19 protein-coding genes are annotated in these 24,328 nt (G+C 33.3%); 11 read left to right on the top strand and 8 right to left on the bottom strand.

Annotation, left to right across the window (positions count from 1 at the left end):
• Positions 1–7: 7 nt before the first annotated feature.
• Positions 8–2,161, bottom strand: coding sequence for an ATP-dependent DNA helicase RecG (gene recG / locus ACFPH8_RS11465; RefSeq protein WP_376861079.1), 2,154 nt, complete (start codon positions 2,159–2,161; stop codon positions 8–10).
• Between the two features lie 81 nt (positions 2,162–2,242).
• Between recG and ACFPH8_RS11460 the strand changes: the two genes are divergently transcribed.
• The 3 genes from ACFPH8_RS11460 to ACFPH8_RS11450 are packed head-to-tail and all read left to right on the top strand — an operon-like array spanning position 2,243 to position 6,065.
• Positions 2,243–4,243, top strand: a complete 2,001-nt coding sequence (locus ACFPH8_RS11460; protein ID WP_376861077.1) for a M1 family metallopeptidase — start codon at positions 2,243–2,245, stop codon at positions 4,241–4,243.
• A gap of 5 nt (positions 4,244–4,248) precedes the next feature.
• Complete coding sequence (locus ACFPH8_RS11455; RefSeq protein WP_376861075.1) at positions 4,249–5,175, top strand: patatin-like phospholipase family protein; 927 nt, start codon at positions 4,249–4,251, stop codon at positions 5,173–5,175.
• Entirely contained in the window at positions 5,172–6,065 is an 894-nt protein-coding gene (locus tag ACFPH8_RS11450; protein ID WP_248398879.1) for a patatin-like phospholipase family protein, read from the top strand. The genes ACFPH8_RS11455 and ACFPH8_RS11450 overlap by 4 nt, the downstream gene beginning before the upstream one ends.
• A gap of 421 nt (positions 6,066–6,486) precedes the next feature.
• On the opposite strand, the gene ACFPH8_RS11445 is transcribed toward ACFPH8_RS11450, so the two are convergent.
• Positions 6,487–6,963, bottom strand: a complete 477-nt coding sequence (locus ACFPH8_RS11445; protein ID WP_376861073.1) for a hypothetical protein — start codon at positions 6,961–6,963, stop codon at positions 6,487–6,489.
• A gap of 98 nt (positions 6,964–7,061) precedes the next feature.
• Complete coding sequence (locus tag ACFPH8_RS11440) at positions 7,062–7,580, bottom strand: DUF7935 family protein (RefSeq protein WP_376861071.1); 519 nt, start codon at positions 7,578–7,580, stop codon at positions 7,062–7,064.
• Positions 7,581–7,871: 291 nt separating this feature from the next.
• On the opposite strand from ACFPH8_RS11440, the gene ACFPH8_RS11435 reads away from it, so the two are divergent.
• The 5 genes from ACFPH8_RS11435 (at position 7,872) to ACFPH8_RS11415 (ending at position 14,666) form a co-directional block, all read left to right on the top strand.
• Complete coding sequence (locus ACFPH8_RS11435) at positions 7,872–8,672, top strand: prolipoprotein diacylglyceryl transferase (protein WP_248398885.1); 801 nt, start codon at positions 7,872–7,874, stop codon at positions 8,670–8,672.
• Positions 8,673–8,676: 4 nt separating this feature from the next.
• Positions 8,677–9,369, top strand: coding sequence for a MopE-related protein (locus ACFPH8_RS11430; protein ID WP_376861068.1), 693 nt, complete (start codon positions 8,677–8,679; stop codon positions 9,367–9,369).
• 380 nt (positions 9,370–9,749) lie between these two features.
• On the top strand, positions 9,750–10,679 hold the full coding sequence (locus ACFPH8_RS11425; RefSeq protein WP_376861066.1) for a CPBP family glutamic-type intramembrane protease: 930 nt from the start codon (positions 9,750–9,752) through the stop codon (positions 10,677–10,679).
• Positions 10,680–10,983: 304 nt separating this feature from the next.
• Positions 10,984–13,929 carry a sensor histidine kinase gene (locus tag ACFPH8_RS11420; RefSeq protein ID WP_376861064.1) on the top strand — a complete coding sequence of 982 codons (2,946 nt, stop codon included), beginning with the start codon at positions 10,984–10,986 and terminating at the stop codon, positions 13,927–13,929.
• Positions 13,926–14,666 (top strand): LytR/AlgR family response regulator transcription factor, encoded by a 741-nt coding sequence (locus tag ACFPH8_RS11415; RefSeq protein WP_376861062.1) that lies wholly within the window; start codon positions 13,926–13,928, stop codon positions 14,664–14,666. The genes ACFPH8_RS11420 and ACFPH8_RS11415 overlap by 4 nt, the downstream gene beginning before the upstream one ends.
• Here ACFPH8_RS11415 and ACFPH8_RS11410 read toward each other — a convergent pair.
• Complete coding sequence (locus tag ACFPH8_RS11410) at positions 14,663–16,222, bottom strand: FMN-binding glutamate synthase family protein (protein WP_376861060.1); 1,560 nt, start codon at positions 16,220–16,222, stop codon at positions 14,663–14,665. The genes ACFPH8_RS11415 and ACFPH8_RS11410 overlap by 4 nt on opposite strands.
• 197 nt (positions 16,223–16,419) lie before the next feature.
• Here ACFPH8_RS11410 and ACFPH8_RS11405 point away from each other — a divergent pair, with 197 nt between their 5' ends.
• Positions 16,420–17,844 (top strand): hypothetical protein, encoded by a 1,425-nt coding sequence (locus ACFPH8_RS11405; protein WP_376861058.1) that lies wholly within the window; start codon positions 16,420–16,422, stop codon positions 17,842–17,844.
• 101 nt (positions 17,845–17,945) lie between these two features.
• Positions 17,946–20,279, top strand: coding sequence for an ATP-dependent helicase (locus ACFPH8_RS11400; protein ID WP_376861056.1), 2,334 nt, complete (start codon positions 17,946–17,948; stop codon positions 20,277–20,279).
• Between the two features lie 5 nt (positions 20,280–20,284).
• Here the strand turns inward: ACFPH8_RS11400 and ACFPH8_RS11395 are convergent, their stop codons facing one another.
• Entirely contained in the window at positions 20,285–21,160 is an 876-nt protein-coding gene (locus tag ACFPH8_RS11395; RefSeq protein WP_376861228.1) for an alpha/beta hydrolase fold domain-containing protein, read from the bottom strand.
• A gap of 42 nt (positions 21,161–21,202) precedes the next feature.
• Here ACFPH8_RS11395 and ACFPH8_RS11390 point away from each other — a divergent pair, with 42 nt between their 5' ends.
• Positions 21,203–21,823, top strand: a complete 621-nt coding sequence (locus ACFPH8_RS11390; protein ID WP_248398903.1) for an L-threonylcarbamoyladenylate synthase — start codon at positions 21,203–21,205, stop codon at positions 21,821–21,823.
• 35 nt (positions 21,824–21,858) lie between these two features.
• Here ACFPH8_RS11390 and ACFPH8_RS11385 read toward each other — a convergent pair whose 3' ends face one another.
• From ACFPH8_RS11385 to ACFPH8_RS11375, 3 genes are all read right to left on the bottom strand, one after another.
• Positions 21,859–22,017, bottom strand: coding sequence for a hypothetical protein (locus tag ACFPH8_RS11385; protein ID WP_248398905.1), 159 nt, complete (start codon positions 22,015–22,017; stop codon positions 21,859–21,861).
• Positions 22,018–22,314: 297 nt separating this feature from the next.
• Positions 22,315–23,154 carry an OmpA/MotB family protein gene (locus tag ACFPH8_RS11380; protein WP_248398907.1) on the bottom strand — a complete coding sequence of 280 codons (840 nt, stop codon included), beginning with the start codon at positions 23,152–23,154 and terminating at the stop codon, positions 22,315–22,317.
• A gap of 191 nt (positions 23,155–23,345) precedes the next feature.
• A complete protein-coding gene (locus ACFPH8_RS11375) occupies positions 23,346–24,326 on the bottom strand; it encodes a glycosyltransferase family 2 protein (protein WP_376861053.1) in 981 nt (326 codons plus the stop codon).
• Positions 24,327–24,328: the final 2 nt, after the last annotated feature.

Raw genomic sequence — 24,328 nt, 5'->3', positions numbered from 1 at the left:
TACAACATCATGAAATATAATTCCAGATGTTCTTGTACTTGCTCATTTGCTGATAGGTAAATAAAATAGCTTTATTATTGGGTTTGGATAGGTTAGGGTCTGTGTTTAAAATCTGTTTGGCATAAAAACGTGCTGTTTTTAAAATATCACCATCCTTAATAATATCGGCTATTCGTAAATTTAAAATACCACTTTGCTGTTTTCCCATAATATCACCAGGTCCACGTAGTTTTAAGTCGACTTCTGCAATTTCAAAGCCGTCATTGGTTCTCGTCATCGTCTCCAAACGCGTTTTACTGTCGCTACTTAATTTATGACTCGTCATGAGGATACAATAGCTTTGTTCAGCACCACGACCAACACGACCACGTAATTGGTGCAATTGGGAAAGGCCGAAGCGTTCTGCACTTTCAATAATCATTACAGAAGCATTTGGGACATTAACGCCAACTTCTATAACGGTTGTGGCAACCATAATGTGTGTTTCACCTTTTATAAAGCGCTGCATCTCGAAATCTTTATCCACGGCTTTCATTTTTCCGTGAACAATAGAAATTTGATACTTTGGCATTGGGAAATCTCGTGAAATACTTTCGTAACCATCCATTAAATCTTTATAATCCATTTTTTCGCTCTCTTGAATCAATGGATAAACGATATAAATTTGTCGGCCTTTTTCAATTTCATCACGTATAAAACGGAAAACGTCTAATCTGTTTTTATCATACCGATGCACCGTTTTTATAGCTTGTCTTCCTGGAGGCAATTCATCAATAATAGAGATATCCAAATCACCATAAACAGACATGGCTAAAGTACGTGGAATAGGTGTGGCTGTCATGACCAAAATATGTGGTGGAATAATAGCGCCTTTGGCTTCCTCCATTTGAGGAGATGGAGGTCGGGTTTCTTTTGGTCCTTTGTGCCATAATTTGCTTCGTTGTTCTACACCAAAACGATGTTGTTCATCTATAATTGCGAGCCCTAATTTTTGAAATTTCACCTTGTCTTCTAATAGGGCATGTGTGCCAACAAGAATCTGTAATTCGCCATTTTCTAGCGTTTTGTGAATTTCTCTTCTATCTGAAGTTTTACTTGAGCCTGTGAGTATTTTTATGTTGATATTTAGTTGTTTACACCATTGCACTAATCCATTGTAGTGCTGTACTGACAAAATTTCAGTCGGAGCCATTAAGCAGGCTTGAAAACCGTTGTCAAGCGCCATGAGCATTGACATGAAGGCGACTATAGTTTTTCCAGATCCCACATCTCCTTGTAATAGTCGATTCATTTGTGCTTGGCTACCTAAATCTTGACGAATTTCTTTTAAAACCCGTTTCTGTGCATTGGTTAATTCAAAGGGTAAATATGAACTGTAAAAGCTGTTAAAATAGCTTCCTACTTTTTCAAAAGGAAGCCCTTTTATTTTTGATTTATGGATGCGGTTTTTTAAAATTAACTGTAGTTGAATATAGAATAATTCTTCAAATTTTAATCGGTATTGAGCACGTGCTAAAAGGTCTTGGTTTTTTGGAAAATGGATATTAAAAAGCGCTTCACTTTTAGAGATTAATTTCTGACTTTCTAAAAGTTCTGGTGATAAAGTTTCAACAAAACGGCCTTTGGTTTCAACAAACAATTGTTGCATAATTTTGTTCACCACACGATTCGTGATTCCCTTATTGTTCAATCTTTCAGTTGAAGGATAAATTGGTTGCATGGCCGAGCGTAAACTAGCTTCATGTTCTGCTAAAAGTTCCATTTCTGGATGTGGCATACTAAACTTGCCAGCATAAAAATTTGTTTTCCCAAAAATGACATAAGGTGTTTGAAGCTTTAAACTGTCGCGAATCCATTTTTGCCCGCGAAACCAAACCAATTCTATGGTTCCCGTGTCGTCTTGAAAAGTGGCAACTAATCGTTTGCCGCGTTTTTGCGCAATTTCTTCAAACTTTATTAGCTTTCCTATAACTTGAACTTCGGCATTGTTTTGCTGTAATTCAGTTATTTTAAAGTATTTGGTTCTGTCTAAATACCGATTCGGAAATAAGTTTATTAAATCTTGATAGGTATGAATACCGAGTTCCTTCCGAAGTAAATCGGCACGATTGGGACCAACGCCTTTCAGGTAATCTATGGGAGTTTGTAAATGGGTATTCATAAAAGCGAATTTAAGTCATTTCAATCAATTCATAAAATGCAAATTTTTGTATTTTGGGGCAGTCTTTGCTTAAATTACACTATGAAATATTTATTAGCCCTAGTTGGTTTCTTATTCAGTAGCATTGCTTTTTCGCAACAAACAGATTATGTGGATTTTAAACAGGTTCAAGCGTATGTTGTGCCAAATGTTTCCACTAAAAGTGTTTCGGGAAACCTCACCGTTGTTTTTGATATTTTAAAATCTACTGATTCTATTTTTTTAGATTCACAAAATATGACGTTTTCTAAAGTTTTGTGGAATGGTAGTAAAATCAGGTTTGAAAATGATGGTAAAAGGCTCATTCTATTTAATGCTTTTAAACCTTCAAAAGAAAACACGATCGTACTTCAATTTACAGCTAATCCTAAAAAAGCATTGTATTTTGTTGGTTGGGATACGAAAGCACCCAATCAAATTTGGAGTCAGGGGCAAGGTAAATACACCAGTAATTGGTTGCCGAGTATAGATGATATGAATGATAAAATAGAATTCGATTTAACCGTTGAATTCGATTCTCACTATCAAGTTATTGCCAATGGAAAACTTGTTGATAAACAGATTAATGGTGCTAATACAATTTGGAGTTATAATATGAAACAGCCCATGGCCAGTTATTTAGTAGCTTTGGCTATTGGTAATTATGATAAAAGTGAGGACATATCGGAAAGCGGAATTCCGTTAGAGATGTATTATTATCCGGAAGATTCTATAAAAGCGGAACCAACCTACAGGTATACCAAGCAGATGTTTAATTTTTTGGAAACTGAAATTGGTGTTCCATATCCATGGCAAAATTATAAGCAAGTTCCTGTTCATGATTTTTTGTATTCAGGTATGGAAAACACGGGAACTACTATTTTTGCAGATTCGTTTGTTATAGATTCTATTGCGTTTCACGACAGAAATTATGTGAATGTAAATGCGCACGAGTTAGCACATCAATGGTTTGGTAATTTGGTAACAGAAACGTCCGGAACACATCATTGGTTGCAAGAAGGTTTTTCTACGTATTATGCGCTATTAGCGGAACAAGACGTTTTTGGTAAAAATTATTACTATATGCGTTTGTATGAATATGCGCAGGAATTATTAGAACAAGATAGTCGGAAGGAAGGGACTTCTTTATTGAACCCGAAATCGAGTAGTACCACATTTTATAAAAAAGGTGCTTGGGTTCTGCATGCTTTGCGTGAAAAAATAGGCGATGACGCGTTTAAAACGGCCATTAAAAACTATTTAGAAATCTATAAATTTAAAAACGTAGAAACAACCCATTTCATTCATGAATCTGAAAAGACAAGTGGACAAAATTTAGATGCTTTTGTGGCTGTTTGGTTGGAGGCCGAAACATTTCCTTATAATGAAGCTTTGGCAAGTTTGGAGCAATCGCAGTTCATTCAAGAATATCTAATGGCAGATTGCGAAGCTAAAAATGCCAAATGCGATTATTACTTATCAGCACCATTATCTGCGGAAGCCAAAGCTAAAATTGTGGCCCAAGTTCCAGGGCGCATAACGGCTGCTAATTTTAATGATGGTTTAAAAGTGCGCCAAGCCATCTCAAAAAACCTCACGAAAATTCCATTAGTATTAAAAACAAATTATGAATCGTTATTATCTGATAAATCTTACATGACAATAGAATCTGCGCTGTATAATTTATGGGTGAATTTTCCAGATAAACGCGTAGACTATTTAAATCAGACAAAAGCAATTGTTGGGTTTAATGATAAAAATGTGCGATTGCTGTGGCTGGTTTTAGCGTTATCAACACCGGAATATGACGAAACAAATAAACAGCTGTATTTTAATGAATTGGTATCCTATACATCTGCTGATTATAGTTTTGAGGTTCGTCAAGGTGCTTTTTCATATTTAAATGCATTACAAGTATTTCCTGAACCGGCTATTTTAAACTTAATGGATGCATCACATCATTATAATTGGCGATTTAAATCGTTTGCTAAAAATTTAATAGAAGTTTTATCCAATACGGAAAAATACGCCGATATTATTCAACGTTTAACTATGAAAAATTAATAAATATGCGTGCTTTAGTCATTTCAGGAGGAGGAAGTAAAGGTGCGTTTGCAGGAGGTGTGGCGCAATATTTAATTGAGGAAAAAGGGCATGAGTATGATTTGCTTATAGGCACATCAACAGGGAGTTTATTGGTGTCGCATTTGGGATTAAAAAATGTGGAGAAAATAAAAAATGTGTATACCAATGTCAATCAAAATGCCATTTTTAATCGTCGGCCATTTACCATCAAAAAAAAGAAAGGGGTTGAAACTATTGGGATTAATCACTTTAACGTTCTTCGGAATTTACTGCGTGGCAGTAAAACATTTGGCGAAAGTTATAATTTAAAAAAACTGATTCAGAAAACCCTTTCAGAAAGTGAGTTCAACCTTTTAAAAGCTTCTAAAACCGATGTGGTAGTAACGGTTTCAAATTTATCTTTAAACCAGGTGGAATATAAATCGATTAACGATTTTAGCTATGAGGAATATTGCGAATGGATCTGGATTTCGTGCAATTACACACCGTTTATGACTTTAGTTAAAAAGGATGGCTGTGAGTATGCAAATGGTGGATTAGGTTCCATGGTGCCAATTGAAGAAGCTATTAGGCGTGGCGCCACAACGGTGGATGCTATTATATTGCAAACAGAAGTCACGGCTTTTAATAGAATGCCATCCATCAATGCATTTTCACAATTAACTAATATGTTTGCGTTTATGTTGGATAGAATTGAAAGTCAGAATGTACGGATTGGGAAGTTTGTTGCCAATAATCAAAATGCGATAATTAATTTTTATTATACACCAACGGTTTTAACGATCAATTCATTAGTTTTTGATAAGGAAAAAATGACCAAGTGGTGGCAAAGTGGTTTCGATTTTGCTAAATATAAAAACACAGAAACAAGCCCGTTAGAAATAGAAACCGAAACAATACCAGAGCAATGAAAGCATTAGTTATATCAGGAGGAGGGAGTAAAGGCGCTTATGCCGGAGGTGTAGCCCAATATTTAATGGAAAAAGAGGGTAAAACTTACGATATGTTTCTAGGGACATCTACAGGAAGTTTATTAATTCCACATTTAGCCATTGGGAATATTCCAAAATTGTATGATATGTATACCAATGTGCAACAACATGATATTTTTAGTGTTAGTCCATTTGTGCAGCGTAAAAAAGGAGATCGTGAATATGTATCTATTGATTTTGTAAACTCAATATGGCAATTTATTCGAAGAAAACGAACATTTGGCGAGAGTAAAGCCTTGAGGCGGCATATTAAGCGGAAATTTACGAAAGAAGAATATTTAAAAATCCGTGCAGAAAATAAGGACGTTGTTGCTACTGTTTCAAATCTGTCCAAAAATTCAGTGGAGTATAAATCGATTAAGGATTGTACTTATGATGAGTTCTGTAATTGGATTTGGATTTCATGTAACTATATTCCATTTATGTCCATTGCCAAAGTTAATGGTTTTGAATATGCTGATGGCGGTTTGGGCTGTGTAGTGCCAATCCGTGAAGCCATAAATAGAGGTGCTACTGAAGTGGATGCAATTATATTAGAAGCCGAAAATATTGAGCATCAAAAAGTACTAGGAAAAAACCCATTTTCATTAATGATTAACCTATTTGGACATTTATTAAATCAAGTAGAACGAAATGATATTCTTATTGGCAAATTGGCTGCAAAAAATAGAGGTGTTAAACTCAATTTATATTACACACCATCAAGCTTAACGGAGAATTCGTTGATATTTAGTAAGCGACTAATGACCACTTGGTGGCAACAAGGTTATGAGTATGCGGAGAAACGGCATACAAAAAACAAGGAATAAACTTTTAGGTATTAATTCGTAAGGATTAGCAACGGAATCCTCAATTTTAATTAAATATTTGGATGGTTTAATTCTGTTTGAGAGTTTCTCTTTATTTTATGGGTTACATATTTATAAATCAGAAACACGGATACTAGAAAATCTGCTATCCAAATAGTTAAACCCACAAATAGTAGTTGTTATGCGCGCTTATTAAATTCTGAAAGTAGAGCTCCTAAAAAATACAGGTTGACTAAAAAGAAAAGTATTCCAAGCGCTATTCCTGAAATACTGTTTTTAAAAATAATTTGAAGTATGAAAATTCCCGCTAACGCCATAAAAATGGGGTTTATAGTGAGTGGTGGCTAATAACCGGCTAAAATAACTAATAGGATGAAGTAGTATTCTGGTAATTAAAAACATGAAGCTGTCATTTTTCTAATTAAATCTTTTGTAAGCCCAAATTTTTCTCAAAATTGTTTAGCAGTCTATTTCTTGAATAACTGCCAAGCGCGTAATATAAAATGCCTACCAAAATAAAGAACAAGCCTATAAATTGGAAGCGTGAATTGCCTGTATTCAATCTTGTTGCTATTATAAGAATTATTCCAAATAATACAGCAAGAATGGGGCCGACCGACAACATGGTATTTGGCCTCATGTTTAAATTTAACAAAGTTCCTTTTGCTGATTTTAAGATTTCGCCCTCTAAATAAGCGGACTTCCTTTTGAAATTTGGCACATCCCAGGCAATAACCGACCATTTATCATAAACGGAAAATTTATTTTGATTGGTGAAATCACCAACAAAAGTAGAGTTACTTTGATTAAAGAGTTCTTCTATTTTATTCTTTAAACTATCAGCCTTCAAGTTTGAAGAATAATTAATTTTTTTAGTATTTAGGATAATATCAACCATTTTCTGTTAGTTTATTGTAAATGCTAGTATGCAGTTAGATATGATTTCAAAAAGATTTCATTTTTAAATTCGATATGACAACTAATATTACAAAATTTCTACCACATTTCGCCAACTTCTTGTTTAATAAATGATAAAGCAGCATCACTAGGTGCACGCTTTTCCATCATTTCCGTTAGAACCACTTCCCGTAGTTTGTTAGCCGTATCTGTTTTTTCTAGCAACGCGGCTTTTCTAATAAGTTGCATGGTTGCATTTTTAGCTGCTGTAATAATATTCCAGCAATCGTCCGTTAAATAGATTTGTTGGGATAGGTTGTGTTCAAATTCCTGCTCAATACTTTGAATTAATAAAGACTCGTAATCTTCTTTATTGGAAGAAAGTGGTGCTACACGAATCAGTAATTTTGAAGGTGTAATACGTTCTAGAAAAAGTGCCATACGTTCATAAGCTTGCAAACGAATGGGCATGCTGTTAGTTTGCATGTCTTTATGTAATAAAAACCTGCGTCGGCCATCTTCATTCTTGGTATGTTCTTTAAAAAAGTAATAAGCAATTAATCCAGTAATTATTGCTGGAATCGTAAACATTAATAGGTTTATTATTTGTCCTTCCATGGTTCTATTTTAAGAGGACACAAACATAAGCTGTTTTTTATTATAGCACAAATATTCACTTCGTAGAATGAAAGACAACGTTCGTTGAATGGTAAAGCTCCTTCCTTTTATAGGGATTTGTAGTCTTTGCATTACACCTTATTTTGCATGAGCTATTAATTAACAAACCTAAAAATCGTCAGTAGGAATTCTATTTTTTGTTGGCGATTTTTTCATCCTACTTATATACTTTTTACCAGTAGAAACTAGGCAAGGTATTTCAACCAAAAAAATAATTAAACAATAGTTTCAATGTTTCCAGAAATTTTCAGCTTTTCACTACCCGATTTTCTATCACGTATTCTTGGAATGCAGGAAATCACTATATACTCTTATGCGGCCTTAATTGCTTTAGGAACATTGGTGGCAGCAATTTACACAAAAAGGCGCGCTAAAAAGGAGTTGGGAATTAGCAACCTATCAAACACATTTTTCTATTGCATTTTTATTGCTGGTTTTGTGGGAGGCAAATTATTTTATTACCTACAAGACCCATTGCTGTATCTTCAAAATCCAAGCTTAATGTCTGATAACTTTTCAGGTGGCTTTGTGTTTTACGGTTCATTTGTCGTTATCATTCCTTATGTCATTTGGTATTTAAAAAGGCATAAAATACCAGTTTTGCCCATGCTAGATATTTTTGCAATAACCACAACTATTGTACATGCAATTGGACGATTGGGCTGTTTTGCGGCAGGATGTTGCTATGGCTCTCCAACAGAAAGTGGGTTCGGATTGGTTTTTCCAGAAACGCAAAACATGGAGGTGCACCCAACGCAATTGTATGAGAGCAGTATGATATTTACTATTATGTTAATACTGTTACTTGTTAAAAAGCATCAACAATTTAAAGGTCAGGTATTCCTAATCTATTTAATGTTATACGCTTTTGGAAGAGGCGTACTAGAACTCTTTAGAGGAGACGAACGCGGTTTTATTATAGATAACTTATTTTCTCATTCCCAGTTCATAGCGCTGTGCCTTATTTCAATATCCGCTTATTTCTATTATAAATTCTACAAACAAATTAATATAAACACACTTAATACTTAACATTATGAAAAACCATGTATTTAAAACAATTTTACCAACATTACTATTAGTAGGAGTTGTATTTATTATCGGCTCTGGATGTGGGGATGGCATAAGTACTCCACCTCAAGATTTCCAGAATTATTGGCCAGACATAGATCAAGATGGCTTTGGCGATGCATCTGAATCTCCCACTTCTTACGCAACCAATTACGCTCCCGCTAATTACGTAATGGATAACACGGATTGTAATGACAACGATGCAACTGTAAATCCAGGAGCATCAGAAATTCTTGATAGTGAAGTTGATGAGGATTGTAATGGTTATATATCTATCACTTTATTTGTAGATGCCGATGGAGATGGTTTTGGTAAAGAAAGAGAAGTTTTAGAATTATTGGTTGATGAAAGTATACCTAGCGGGTATTCATATTATGCAGGAGACTGTAATGATGATGATGCAGCTATAAATCCATTAGCCGATGAAATTGTAGGTAATGGAATAGACGATAACTGTGATGGAGATATAGACATCGTAGAATATTATACAGACGCAGATGGCGATGGTTATGGAGCAGGTAGTGCTTTGCCGCCACCAGCAGCTGGTGTACATAATAATTTAGATTGTGATGATACAAATGCTAATATTCACCCATATACTAGAGAATTCTTAAATGATGGGATAGACAGTAATTGTGATGGTGAAGATAATACCTAGAAAATAACACAAACTAGACTTTGAAACCTCTAAAACTCCATATCACAATTTATTTACTATTGATATGGAGTTTTTCTATTGCCCAATAAATTACCAATCATTTTATAGGTACTGGTTTACCAAGCAACAACATGAACAGAATCTGTTACTATAAGATGATTCCAAAACTCTTATTCCATAAGCTAATAAAATTAAAAGTAAGGGAATAGACAATAGTCGAAATGAAGGTACAGACATTTATGAAATTTATGAAAACGCAAAAGGTGATGATACTATTATAAACTTATGAAATTGTTGTAAAAAACGGTATGGATAATACGTGTAATATTATGATAAATGAAAATTTTTAAACCGAATAGATTTTTAAAATCCATTTAAGAATGAAAACCATAGTAAAATATATAAGGACACATTTAAAAGAAGATTATAAAACCTCTACATACCTTATTTTTATATTGTTTTTAAGTGTTTTTATCTCTATTAATCATGTTTCAGATTTTGCCGTAAATTTTTTAAGTCATACTATAAATACGTCTTTACTTGTAGTGTCTTATTTTTTGTTTTTTGGATTTGCTTATTACGCAACAATTGCCATAATAGTTTTTACAAAATCAGATTATAGCTTTATAAAATCGCGTGGTTTTTGGTTTACTAGCATATTTGCTATTCTTTTAGTGAGTTTACGATTAGGTTTTTTAGAACACTACAAATGGATTTATGAAAATACTGCACCTGAAAAAGCTTTTTTTTATATTAAAATAGCCACTAGAGCAATGCGTACCCTTATATTTTCCTTCGGAATTTTATTTTTCTATTATTTTTTCGAAAAGTATAACACCAATTTTTATGGTTTTTCAACAAAAAAATTAAGTTGGAAACCCTATTTTTTACTTTTGCTATTTGTAATTCCTGTAATTATTATTGCATCATTTCAACCTGGTTTTTTAAATCAATACCCTTCAATTGGTTATACAGGTAACACCATAAATAAGATGCATGCTTTAGCTATTTATGAACCTGTATATTTATTAGATTTTATCTCTATAGAATGGTTTTTTAGAGGATTTCTTGTTTTAAGTATGGTTAAAATTTTGGGCTCAAAGTCTATATTACCTATGGTAGCATTGTATGTTTTTTTTCATGTTGGAAAACCTACTGGAGAAATTATAGGCTCAATATTTGGCGGTTACCTTTTAGGTGTTATTTCTTTACACAGTAAATCTATTATTGGCGGAATTATTATTCATATAGGAGTCGCATTTTTAATGGATTTTATGGCAATTATTCAAAAATTTGATATTTATTTTTAAAATTTATCATCGTTAAATACAACAGACAGTTCCTTGCGACAAATACAGGTTTGTTTAAACGGCAATTGTTTTTCGCTAATACAAAAACTATGTTTGTTTAAATAAGTAGTAAAAAATTTTTTAAAAACCTTACTCTTTACCTTAATTTTTGTAGCAAAAGGGGTATTGAAAACCAGAAAAAACCTGGATAGTATGTTTTCATGGAGATATTACAGATAAAAACACATGTATCTTTAATTAAAATGATGTTGCTACATATTAATAATTTAAAAAAGATTACATTATTTTTATAAAAAACGAAACCTTGAAACATGAAAAACGCCATACCATCATAATTCTCATTTTGTTATGGCGTTTTTTTTCTGAATTGTATATCTTATTTAAGAAGCCAAAAAGAGTAACCAAAAAGAAATATCTTCTGTATGCTTTTCTTCTCCTAAATGCATTTGCATATGCGCAACAATTCACCAATTACTCCACAAAAGACGGCTTACCAAGTAACCACATCTATAAAATAGCGCAAGATGAAAAAGGGTTTTTATGGATTGCTACAGATAAAGGATTGGTAAAGTATAATGGCAATACTATAAAAACATTTACCACTAAAGATGGGCTTGCAACAAACGATGTTTGGGAAGTTTTTCCAACCCCAGACGGTAAAATATGGTACCTTTCTAAATCATCCAAATTAGGATATATTGAAAATGATAGCGTTTTTGCTTTTGAAAGTGAGCAAAAAGGCGAAATTTTTAATCCTATTTTTTCAAGTCAAGTAGGTAATAAAATTTTCTTAACAAGTTCTAATACATTTCATGTTTTAAAAGATGAAAGGTGGAAGCTTTTAATGAAGTATCGATTAGGAGATTCTATTGCTGCCAATAGCTTTATTAACCATCCTACTATTGCTAGTTTTAAAACAACCGAATTATTGGACTCTGTTTTTGTTCAAGATAAAAACAATAAAACTATTGAAAGCTATGACTTTAAAAATGTTTTAAACAGGATTCATAAAAGAGGTCAAATCACAGATAGTTTATTTTATTGGGTAAATGATAAACAGTATTCCATTCTTAATTTAAATACGTTAAAACTATATAATCGGAATTTTAAGGATGAATTAGCATTAGAGCAATCTAAACACGTAAGGATAAATATAGTAAACAATAAAATCCAGATCTCTGGAAACGGATTTGTTGGTGTTTTAGATGCTGATTTTCACATTAAAAATACGTACTATATACCTGAACATTTAAAAGCCCACTTTGCGCTTATAGATAAAACAGGGTCTATTTGGATAAGCACTTTTACAGATGGTATTTATTATTTACCCATAGAAAAACAAAATATAAAATATTGTTTAACAGGCGAGAAAGTAAATAATATCAAGAAGGTAAATGATAAAATTATAGCTAATGTTTTTAATAAAGGCTTTTATAAACTTAACCAATCCAAAAATGAATTTTCACCGTTTATAGACGAAGATGAATATCTATTTAATGCGACTTATATAGATGAGTTGGATACCGAGTTTTACATGTCTAGTCGTCATGTTAAAACGGTGAAAGAAAATATAATTAAAGATGTTCATGTGCAGGACACGGTTTATTTTATGAACGATAAGGCTCGTCAACTTGTTTTTTATAACGATTATTTGTTTGGACAATTCTCTTTAGGAATCAATAAAATTAATCCAAATAAATTTAGTGTTGAGGTAGAATATCTCCAAAGTGGGATTAATGAATTGTTAATATTCAATGATAAATTTTTAGTAGCTACATCCAGCGGATTAAAGGAATTTAAAAACAATGTGTTTTCTTCTATTTTGTTTAATAATCAGGAGTTTAATCAATCCATATTAAGTATCAATAAAGTTTCAGAAACAGAGATTTTGTTAAATACAGATGGGTTTGGTTCCTATCTTACAGATTTAGAAGCCATTAAGCAGCTACCAAAGTCAGAGTTTCTAATTGTAAATAACGCTTATATTGAAAACAATACTATTTGGTTAGCTACCGAGTCGGGTGTATTAAAATACACAAAAATAAATGATGAATTTGTTTTTCAAATGCTCATAGATAAAGTGAGTGGGTTACCATCTAACAGTGTTAACAATGTTATTGTTAATCAAGAGAACCTTATGGTAGTTACTAATAACGGAATTGCTATTTTGCCAATAAACATAAAGCAGAGGTCCCAATTATTAGATGTTTATATTGAGAATGCCCTGTTTAATAGTCAGCCTATTACAGCCAGTAATTCGGTATTTAAATATGAAGACAATGGTAACCTAAACTTTAAAATTTCTAATATTAATTTTGCAGAAACACAGAAGAATTTTTCCTTTAACTACAAACTAGAACCCATTCATAAGGATTGGACTCAAACCACAATTAATAATCTAAATTTCAATAATCTTCAACCAGATAGCTACACGCTTTTTATAGAGACTCAAGGGTTTACTGATCAAGTTAGATTTATTATTAAGCCTTTGTGGTGGCAGAAATTCTGGTTTAAGGCAGTCTTGGTGTTGTTTGGCATTTTTCTAGTAGTCTTAATCTCAAGACATTTTGTAAGACGTTCCCAATTTAAAAAGCATCAGAAAATATTTGAAGATAAACGCCTGTCCGAACTTCAACTTAAAGCATTACGCTCCCAAATGAATCCACATTTTGTGTTCAATTCCTTGTCGGCAATTCAATATTATATTGGAGAGAATGACTTTGAAAAATCAGAATTGTATTTGGTGAAATTTTCAAAACTAATCAGACAATTCTTTGAGCTTTCTAAAGAAAACGAAATATCATTAGAAACAGAAGTTAGTTTGCTTCAAAACTATTTAGAAATTGAAAAATTGCGATTTAAAGAAAAATTAGATTTCACCATCCATGTAGATTCTGATTTAGATACAAAAAACACTAAAATCCCAACCATGTTATTACAGCCAATTGTTGAAAACGCCGTAAATCATGGAATTTTTAATAAGTTAGAAAATGGTTTAGTTACCTTGAATTTTATAGACATAGAGCAACGCACCTTTAAAGTAGAAATTATAGATGATGGTGTAGGTTTTGCAAATACCAATAACAGACAAAGTGATGATGTAAAATCATCTAATGTGTTGCACGATAGATTGCATTTTTTAAATTATTCTGAAAAATGGGAAATAGACTATAATGCTGAAGAGTTAAATCCAAATAGTATAAACAAAGGCAACAAGTCAGTGTTTATAATTACTAAAAAACAAAAATGAAAAACATAACAGCCATATTAGTCGATGATGAAATTTCAAACCTCAAAGGATTACAGAAAAAAATTGAAAATTTGTTTCCGGAAATTCAAATTCTAGGCGCTTATCAAAAACCGGAAGATGCTATCGTTGCATTAGAAAAACAAGAGGTTAGTATGCTGTTTTTAGATATTCAAATGCCGAGAATAAATGGCTTTGAATTACTTTCAAAACTTACAGCTGTTAATTTTCAAGTCATTTTTGTTACGGCGTATAGTGAGTATGCTATTGAAGCTTTTAAAAAATCGGCCATTGATTATGTGCTGAAACCTATAGATAATGACGATTTGGTTATTGCCATCAATAAAGCTCTGGATGTTATTAAATTGAAGAATGAAAGTGCCAATAATTTAAAATTAGTGAATCTGTTAGAAGAGAATATTTCTAAAAATAATAAAGTCATCATTCCAACCCAAAAGGGGATTTCTTTTATACCACAGGAAGAGGTTCTTCATTTAGAAGGTTATGATGGTTATACCAAAATTCATATTATAAATGGTGTAACCATAACAAGTTCTTATAATTTGGGGAAGTTTGAAAAACTATTAAGTGCTAAATTTTTTAAATGTCATAAATCGCATATTATAAATTTAGGAAAAGTACGTCATTTTGAAAATGAAGGCTATCTAGTTTTAGACAATGAATACCGAGTACCCATATCTAAAACAAACAAAAAAGCCTTTCTAAATTTATTTAATTAGGCTTTAAAGCCACCTAGATATTGACAATCTTTCAAGTCTTGAACACTTTTAAACGGGACAACCGTTTTGTTGTACATATAGGTTCTGTCTAATTCTTTAGTAAGCGTTTGGTCGTCTACATTTACAGCTACATCACTCATTTTAAACTGGCATGGATGTTCATATCCTGCAGCGTGTGTAATTTCAATAAATTCCTTTCTAAAGGTTTTAAAATACTGCGCTAATCTTTCAGATTTTAATGTTGGATCAATACCGCTTTGCAGCCATTTATTTTGTGTAGCCACTCCAGCAGGACAACGATTGGTATGGCAAACTTGCGCCTGAATACAACCAATACTCATCATGGCTTCACGGGCAACATTAATACAGTCGGCTCCCATGGCAAATGCCATAGCGGCTTTAGCTGGAAAACCTAACTTTCCACTACCAACAAAAACAATACGTTCTGTCAAGTTTCTATTTTTAAACACTTTATATAAATCACTAAAACCAAAAACCCAAGGTAAGGATACGTGATCTGCAAAACTTGGAGGTGCTGCACCAGTTCCACCTTCGCCACCATCTACCGTTATAAAGTCTGGGCCTTTACCAGTTTTAACCATAATATCGGCCAACTCTTCCCATTGCTCTAATTTTCCAATAGCCGCTTTAATTCCAACAGGTAATCCGGTTGCTTCGGCAATTTGTTCTATAAAAACCATCATTTCCGGAACATTTGAAAAGGCAGAGTGCGTAGGAGGAGATAACACGTCTTTACCTAATGGTACATGTCTTATATCTGATATTTCTTGCGTTATTTTTGCACCTGGTAATACGCCACCTTTTCCAGGTTTAGCACCTTGGGACAGCTTAATTTCAATAGCTTTTACAAATGGATTCTTTTCAACCAAGGCTATTAACTTCTCCATCGAAAACGTACCATCATCACTTCGGACGCCAAAATAACCCGTTCCAAAGTGAAAGACAACATCCCCACCATGTGAATGGTATGGAGACAATCCACCTTCACCAGTGTTATGATAAGCGTCAGCCATTTTTACACCTTTATTCATGGATTCTACAGCCTTGGCTGATAAAGACCCAAAACTCATGGCGCTTACATTAATAACAGAAGCTGGCCTATAAGGTTTTCTTCGGTTGTTATAAAGCCCCATTACTTTGGCACAAGGTAAAAACGTAGGGTCTATAGTATGGGGATGATTTTCTGGAATTTTAAAAGGCATCATAGCATTATTGATAAAAATATGCTGATGTGCATAAATATCTCTATCGGTTCCAAAGCCCTCGTAGTTATTTTGTTTTTTTGCCGAGGCGTAAATCCAGCTCCGCTCAATTCGGTTAAAAGGAAGTTCCTCGCGGTTATTGGCAACTAAATATTGTCTTAATTCTGGTCCAATTTTTTCCAACATATAACGGAAGTGACCCACTATTGGAAAGTTATGGCTAATGGTGTGTCGTCTTTGAAAAAACACATCGCGAATAGCAACTAAAATTAACGCAATAAGAATCCACATCCACCAAGATATGTCGCCTAAAAAATCAAGGAAAGCATTCATAGAGTAAAATTTTTACGTAAAGATATTTAAAATTAATCTGAAAAATTAGATATCTTTATAAAATGGGTAAATCTGGAAAAAAGTGGTTAAAAATAGGACTCGGAATAATTATTGGTTTTTTCATACTGTTGTTTGTTGTACAGTGGTTTGTGCAAAATAAACTAACAAGTTTTCTTGAAAACGAACTTCCTAAAACCATGAGCGTCACGTATTCAGATTTACGTGTGAACATTTTTACGGGTAGCTTGGAAGTCGATGCGCTTAAATTTTCTAGAATAGGCGAAACAACCAATGATACTTTACTAACACTGAAACTAAAACAATTATTGGTGGAAGATGTTGGTTATTGGAACTATATCATGAATAATACCATTCATGTTTCGGATTTAAAATTAGAAAGTCCTCATGTTGTATATAACCACAACCCGAAAGTCCAAAAGTCTGCATATAAATCGAAATCTAACAAACCGTTTAATAAGATCGTGAAGTTGGATGATTTTAATATAGAAAACGGAAGCATTCAAATTCATGATGTGTCAACAGATTCCTTAATGCTACAAGTGAAAAACACTCAATTTTCACTGGAGAATATTCGTTTTGACGAAAAAACGAAACATCAAAAAATCCCAATAGCGTATGAAAATTTAAACCTAATTTTTGATAATTTGTTTTTTAAAATGGGTGAATATGATGATTTAAGAACAGGAAAATCTAGTATTCAAAAGGAACAAATTAATTTGCAAGATGTTTCAATAAAAACTAACTATTCCAAAAAAGAATTGTCTCGCGTTATAAAAGTAGAGCGCGATCATTATGATGTAACCATAAAATCATTTCAACTAAAGGATTTTAATTATGGTTTTCGTCAGGACTCCATCCTTCAAATTAAAAGTCCGCAGGTGTTAATAACAGAAATTGATGCAGACATATATCGTGATAAATTGGTAGCTGATGATATGAGTATCAAACCACTTTACAGCAAAATGCTACGAGATTTAAAGTTTGATTTAGCTATTGATGAGGTTATAATTGTGGATACCAAAATTAGTTATTCCGAAAAGGTAAAAGCAGATCGTCAAGCCGGAACGGTTAATTTTAATGATTTTCATGCCACAATAAAAAACGTGAGTAATACGTATGTGTCGCCAACAAAAACAACATTGGATATAAAAACGCAATTTATGGATCATGCGCCATTGCATGCTAATTGGGAGTTTGATGTGAATAATATTCAAGATAGATTTCTATTCCAGGCAGAAATAGATTTATTGAAAGCATCGTATTTAAATACATTTTTACAACCCAATTTAAATGTGCGTTTGGAAGGTGAATTAGAAAAAACCTATCTAACTATTGATGGTAATGACAATATCTCACAAATTGATTTCAAAACAAAATATCAAAATTTTGATGTGGTTGTACTGCAAGAAGGTGGTAAAGAAAAGAATACGTTTTTATCCGATGTAGTAAACATTTTTGTTTCCAAAAATAGTAATAATCGCGAATCTCATTTTAAAGAAGTTACCAAGCAAGGTATTGAAAGAAACAAAAACCAATCGGTTTTTAATTATATCTGGATTAATACGCGAGCTGGATTACTTAAAGCTATGACGTTTGAATAGAATCCTCAATTTTTCTGATTAAATTGTTTATAATTATTCATAAAACCGACGGCCTAAACGGCTAACATTGGTTATTTTCACACTTTAAAAATTATAGAAGTTTGGAGAAGTATTTAAGCCAGTTAAATGAAGCGCAACTTGCGCCAACATTGCAGAAAGATGGACCGATGATTGTTATTGCAGGAGCTGGTTCTGGCAAAACACGTGTCTTGACGTATCGTATTGCGTACCTCATGAGTCAAGGTGTGGATGCCTTTAATATCCTATCATTAACATTTACTAACAAAGCAGCACGTGAAATGAAAGCGCGTATTGCAACTATTGTTGGTGAAAGTGAAGCAAAAAACCTTTGGATGGGAACTTTCCACTCCGTTTTTGCTAAAATTTTGCGTTTTGAAGCCGATAAATTGGGCTATCCAAGCAATTTCACCATTTATGACACCCAAGATTCTGATAGGTTAATTGCGTCTATAATTAAAGAAATGAATTTGGATAAGGAAATCTATAAAACCAAACAGATTCGTTCCCGAATTTCATCATACAAAAACAGCTTAATAACTGTAAAAGCCTATTTTCAGAATCCAGAATTAATGGAAGCTGATAAAATGGCTAGACGTCCACGATTAGGCGAAATTTATAAAAATTACGTGGATCGCTGTTTTAAAGCAGGTGTTATGGATTTTGATGATTTACTATTAAAAACCAACGAATTGCTTACGCGTTTCCCCGAAGTATTAGCAAAATATCAAGATAAATTCCGCTACATTTTGGTGGATGAGTATCAGGATACCAACCACTCGCAGTATTTAATTGTTCGTGCCTTATCAGATCGTTTTCAGAACATCTGTGTGGTAGGGGATGATGCCCAAAGTATCTATGCCTTCCGAGGCGCTAACATTAATAATATTTTAAACTTCCAAAAGGATTATGAGGATGTGAAGCTCTTTCGTTTGGAGCAGAATTACCGTTCTACAAAAAATATTGTAAATGCCGCGAATTCCATCATTGATAAAAACCAAACCAAGCTTGATAAAATAGTTTGGACGGCCAATGATGAAGGTGCTAAAATAAAAGTCAACCGTTCGTTAACCGATGGTGATGAAGGGCGTTTTGTAGCGAGTTCTATTTTTGAAAACAAAATGCAAAATCAATTGCCAAATAGCGATTTTGCTGTTTTGTATAGAACTAATGCGCAATCCCGTTCTATTGAAGATGCCTTAAGAAAGCGAGATATTCCGTATCGTATTTATGGTGGTTTATCATTTTATCAGCGAAAGGAAATTAAGGATGTCCTGTCTTACTTACGTTTAATTATTAACCCAGCTGATGAGGAGGCTTTAAAACGTGTTATTAATTATCCGACTCGTGGTATTGGGCAAACAACTATGGATAGATTGGTTGTGGCAGCAAATGGGTACGGTAAAACCATTTTTGAAGTCCTTCAAAACATTGATAAAGTAGATGTAAATATCAACTCGGGAGCACGTAATAAATTACGAGATTTTACAACGCTTATTGAGAGTTTTCAGGTTATGAATCAAACCGCCAATGCCTTTGATCTGGCGGAACATGTAACCAAAGCTAGTGGTTTAATTCGTGAATTAAATAAAGATAGCACGCCTGAAGGTGTTGCTAGAATGGAAAATATTGAAGAACTATTAAATGGTATTAAAGATTTTGTTGAAGGGCAAAAAGAAATTGCAGATGCCACGGCGTCATTAGCAGAGTTTTTAGAAGATGTGGCTCTGGCTACCGATTTAGATGCGGATAAAGGCGATGCCGATCACGTAGCTTTAATGACTATTCACTTGGCAAAAGGCTTGGAATTTCCGTATGTATATATAGTTGGTTTGGAGGAAGATTTATTTCCGTCAGCCATGAGTATGGGAACGAGAAGTGAGTTGGAGGAGGAGCGTCGTTTGTTTTATGTTGCTTTAACCCGTGCTGAAAAACAAGCCTATTTAACCTATGCTTTATCCCGTTACCGTTGGGGAAAACTGATTGATTCAGACCCAAGTCGCTTTATTGAAGAAATAGACGAGCAGTATTTAGATATTATAACACCAATTGAAGAACGCCGATTTAACCCGATGCTAGATGCTGATATTTTTGGCGATCCGGAACCCAATAAAGTGCGTTTTAAAAAACCAGTTCAACCTACTTTTAAAAAGAAAGGTGCACCCGTTTCTAAAGTGGTGAAGAAGGAATTGCCGACTTCTAAAAATTTAAAGCCGGTAAGTCAAACCAAAGGGAATACGAATCTATTTGATGGTAAATTAGCCGTAGGAAATATGGTAGAACATTTGCGTTTTGGTAAAGGCGAAGTTTTAAAAATTGAAGGCGCCGGAGGGGACACAAAAGCGGAAATAAAATTTAACAATGGTGGTGTTAAAAAGTTATTATTACGCTTTGCTAAATTAGAAGTGATTGGATAAAAGTGCTAATCAAAATGTGTTTGCATAAAGGCTTTTAGTTTAATAGTGGAATCTAACAATTCAAGACCAATCCAGCCATGACCTGCATTTGGGTATAGGGTGAATTCATTGGTAACACCTAAATTATCCAACTTCGCATGCATATCGGTTCCTTGTGACACGGGAATTAGTGGGTCCATTCCCCCATAAAGCAATATGGTCGGCGGTGCAGAAGCTGTGGCACGATGATATGGGCTTGCTTCTTCTAGAAATTCTATAGAGGCATCAAGACCATAAAGTTCTAAAAGCGCTTGTAATTCAGGATTCGTATTGTTCAAATATGCGGGATCCGCTAAATTGGTAGGTCCAACAATGCTGCAAACCATATCTATATCAGAACCAGTATCAAAGGCATAGCTCCATAATAATGCTAAATGTGCGCCAGCACTTACGCCTATAAACGCAAAATCATTATCAATAACATAAAATTCGCGTTCATTTTTTAAATAATTAATTACAGCTGTAATATCATTAATTTGCATCGGGTATGGCTGATTGTTGGCGTCGGCTAAGCGGTAATTCATGTTTACAATGCCCATGTTTGGAAATTCATTTTTAATAAAATCTCTAAAACCATTCATGTCACTTTTGTCACCTGCACTCCAACCGCCTCCGTGTACCAAAATCATAACATTGGTATCTAGAGTTCTATTTGCTGGAAGGTACATGTCAAATTTTTGATGAATACTATTTCCGTAAGAAACATTTAATTTTTCGTAATAGGCTGCGGCGTTTAAATTTGAGCCTTGAGTGGTCTCATCATCGGAATCGCATGAAAACACAAGTAAAACTGTTAATGAGCACAATAAGAGCGAATGAATAGTTTTCATAATAAATAGAATTAAGTATCTTGCTTAAGTTAACGATATTTTCCGAATAATAGTATGGCTGAATTTATAAGAATATACGAAGAAAACCCAAATCCGAAAGAGATTAAGCGGGTGGTTGAAATTTTAAAACGAGGCGGTTTAATTATTTATCCAACCGATACCGTTTATGGATTAGGGTGTGATATTACCAATGTAAAAGCTTTGGAAAAAATTGCTAGAATTAAAGGTGTCAAGCTAGAAAAGTCAAATTTTTCTTTTATCTGTCACGATTTAAGTAATTTAAGTGATTATGTTAAGCAAATAGACACCACAACTTTTAAAATTTTAAAACGGGCGCTTCCTGGACCGTACACTTTTATTTTACCGGGAGCAAAATCCCTTCCTTCTGTTTTTAAAAAAAAGAAAACCGTTGGTATTCGTGTGCCTAGTAATAATATAGCACTTGAAATTGTGAAGCAATTGGGAAACCCTATTATTTCTACATCCATTCGTGATGAAGATGATGTTTTGGAATATACTACAGATCCTGAATTGATTTTTGAAAAATGGGAAAATTTAGTCGATTTGGTTATAGATGCTGGTTATGGTGATAACGTGGCATCTACCGTTATCGATTTATCTGAAGACACACCAATAATAGTGAGAGAAGGAAAAGGTAGTTTAGAGATTTTTTAGAAATCTTTAAACCACCTTTTTTTTGTTTTTGAGTATTAAGCGGATTTTAAATTTCTTGAAAATCGGTTGGACTCCTTACCGCTTATGATAATAGAGTCTGCTTGAAAATATTTTTCAGATTTAATCACATTGATAAGCCAATCCAAATGATTTTTAGATTTTCTTTCAAACTCATAGTGTAATGTCTGTTTCATAGTAAAATTGGTTTTGAAGTAGGCGATTGCCAAAAAATTTCACAAAGAAAAAGTTACGGTAGTTTTGGGTTACTTAAATTTAAAATAATAATTTATTAAAATATTAATTATTCTATCAACGGGATAATATATTGGGTAAACTATTTATTTACTGTTAAATTATAATAAATATCCTATTTTATTAACACAAATGATGTTAATTGTTGATTCATATGAAAAAATATTTTTCATGACATAGGGGAACAAAAAAAGCCCAATCTTAACGATTGGGCTTTTAAATTTTATAGGCTTAAACGATTATCTACCGTCAGCTGCAAGGTTTTTCATTTCCTTGTCAATCATTTCGTAGAATTCATCAATTTTTGGTAAAACAATAATTCTAGTACGTCTATTTTTAGCTCTGTTTTCTGCCGTGTCATTATCTACTAAAGGTTGGAATTCTGAACGACCAGCCGCAATAAGTTGTTTAGGAGCTACACCTAAATCTTCTAATACACGAACAACAGAGGTTGCACGTTTAACACTTAAATCCCAGTTGTCAATAAGTGGAGGTCTGTTGTATGGAACAGGATCTGTATGCGCTTCAACCATACATTCAAATGTAGGCTTCGCTTTTACAACTGTGGCCACTTTTCCTAAAATTTCTTTAGCTCTAGTTGATACGTTGTAACTACCACTTTGGAATAATACTTTATCAGCAATTGAAATAAATACCACACCTTTTTCAACATTAACTTGAATGTCTGGATCGTTGATACCTACTTCTTTCTTTAAACTTGTAACAAGTGCTAACATGACACTGTCTTTTTTGCTAACAGCATCTTGCAATCTTGAAATTCTTAAATCTTTTTCTTTTAAACTTTCAAGAGACTTTTCAACATTGCTAGCACCTTTAGTAGTTAGCATAGTTAAGGCCTCATTACTGATAATAAGATTTTCGTTGGTCTTCTTAAAGTCGGCTAGACGATCTTCTAAACCTTGTGCTTTAGATAAGCAAGAGTTTAACTTTATCGTAGCAGTATTTAATAAATCTTGTGTTTCTTTTTGCTTGGCTTCAAGAGCTGCATATTCTTTCTTGGAAACGCATGAACCTAATAGGAACATGGCGGAAATACTCAATAAAATTAGTTTTTTCATAATACTTAATGTGATTTTAGGTGTTAATTATTAACATACCAAAATTATAGAAAAGATTAGTTCATTTGGCATGTATTAACAAAAACTTTAACAAATTTATAAACAATTAGTTTTCAGTATAATAAAGGAAAAACGCAATTGTTTTTAACTTATTTGATTAAGAAATGTGCTCTATAAAATAATGATCATTTTTAAGAACGATAGGTGCCTTTAATATAATAGTCCCAAACAATAGATTTTGTTTGAAAGTAGCCAGCTTTCTGGTGGAGCACCGCTCGCTTTTTCAGCAGGTCTGGAAGGTTTTTATAAAAACTTAAATGCGCTTTTAATACAGCTAAAATATGCTGAAATTTCAACGTGAATAAAAACATAATGCTGGCAAGTCCATCTAATAAGAGTCGTGTAAAAATTAGGAAGAATAAATTGCCAGACGCATTTTTTGTGATTGTAAATAAACTATTTCTAAAGTTTAAATAGGTTTTTTTAGGGTTGGTATTTTTTAGTGTTGCGCCACCTACATGATAAACTGTTGATGTTCCTATATGAACCGTTTTTAAATCTTGATTGAAAGCGCGCCAACATAAATCAATTTCCTCCATGTGCGCAAAAAACGATTCATCAAAACCGCCTAAATTTTTAAAAACTGATTTTCTGATGAAGAAACAAGCTCCTGATGCCCAAAATATATTGGCCTTGTCATTATATTGCTTATTATCTTTTTCAAGAGTATTAAAAACACGTCCACGGCAAAACGGATAACCATATTTATCTATAAAACCGCCTGCTGCGCCAGCATATTCAAAATAAGCCTTGTTTTTATAATCTAAAATTTTTGGTTGAATGATAGCTGTTTCAGGGTTGTTTTCAAATTCTTCAAGAATCGATTCTAACCAATTTACTGTCACCTCCACATCCGAATTCAACAAACAATAGATGTCTTCCTCAACCTGTTTTAAAGCATCATTATAGCCCTTTGCGTAACCACCATTTTCAGAATTTTCGATAATGGTGATTTCTGGAAAGTTCTCCTTTATATAATGGACAGAATCATCGGTAGATGCATTATCGGCAACATAAATATTAGCTTCTTCAGAAAAAGCCATAACGGCTGGCAAAAACTGCTCCAACAGTTTTTGGCCATTCCAATTCAATATAACAACAGCTATTTTCATAG

Origin of the sequence: Bizionia hallyeonensis, assembly GCF_042657385.1 — a bacterium.
In the GTDB taxonomy this organism is placed as follows: Bacteria; Bacteroidota; Bacteroidia; order Flavobacteriales; family Flavobacteriaceae; genus Algorimicrobium; species Algorimicrobium hallyeonense.
This window is presented reverse-complemented; position numbering and strand designations above follow the sequence as displayed.

Coding starts and splice junctions, on each gene's coding strand:
- recG (WP_376861079.1), bottom strand. CDS start 2,161: ATGAATACCCATTTACAAACTCCCATAGATTACCTGAAAGGCGTTGGT.
- ACFPH8_RS11460 (WP_376861077.1), top strand. CDS start 2,243: ATGAAATATTTATTAGCCCTAGTTGGTTTCTTATTCAGTAGCATTGCT.
- ACFPH8_RS11455 (WP_376861075.1), top strand. CDS start 4,249: ATGCGTGCTTTAGTCATTTCAGGAGGAGGAAGTAAAGGTGCGTTTGCA.
- ACFPH8_RS11450 (WP_248398879.1), top strand. CDS start 5,172: ATGAAAGCATTAGTTATATCAGGAGGAGGGAGTAAAGGCGCTTATGCC.
- ACFPH8_RS11445 (WP_376861073.1), bottom strand. CDS start 6,963: ATGGTTGATATTATCCTAAATACTAAAAAAATTAATTATTCTTCAAAC.
- ACFPH8_RS11440 (WP_376861071.1), bottom strand. CDS start 7,580: ATGGAAGGACAAATAATAAACCTATTAATGTTTACGATTCCAGCAATA.
- ACFPH8_RS11435 (WP_248398885.1), top strand. CDS start 7,872: ATGTTTCCAGAAATTTTCAGCTTTTCACTACCCGATTTTCTATCACGT.
- ACFPH8_RS11430 (WP_376861068.1), top strand. CDS start 8,677: ATGAAAAACCATGTATTTAAAACAATTTTACCAACATTACTATTAGTA.
- ACFPH8_RS11425 (WP_376861066.1), top strand. CDS start 9,750: ATGAAAACCATAGTAAAATATATAAGGACACATTTAAAAGAAGATTAT.
- ACFPH8_RS11415 (WP_376861062.1), top strand. CDS start 13,926: ATGAAAAACATAACAGCCATATTAGTCGATGATGAAATTTCAAACCTC.
- ACFPH8_RS11410 (WP_376861060.1), bottom strand. CDS start 16,222: ATGAATGCTTTCCTTGATTTTTTAGGCGACATATCTTGGTGGATGTGG.
- ACFPH8_RS11405 (WP_376861058.1), top strand. CDS start 16,420: ATGAGCGTCACGTATTCAGATTTACGTGTGAACATTTTTACGGGTAGC.
- ACFPH8_RS11390 (WP_248398903.1), top strand. CDS start 21,203: ATGGCTGAATTTATAAGAATATACGAAGAAAACCCAAATCCGAAAGAG.
- ACFPH8_RS11385 (WP_248398905.1), bottom strand. CDS start 22,017: ATGAAACAGACATTACACTATGAGTTTGAAAGAAAATCTAAAAATCAT.
- ACFPH8_RS11380 (WP_248398907.1), bottom strand. CDS start 23,154: ATGAAAAAACTAATTTTATTGAGTATTTCCGCCATGTTCCTATTAGGT.
- ACFPH8_RS11375 (WP_376861053.1), bottom strand. CDS start 24,326: ATGAAAATAGCTGTTGTTATATTGAATTGGAATGGCCAAAAACTGTTG.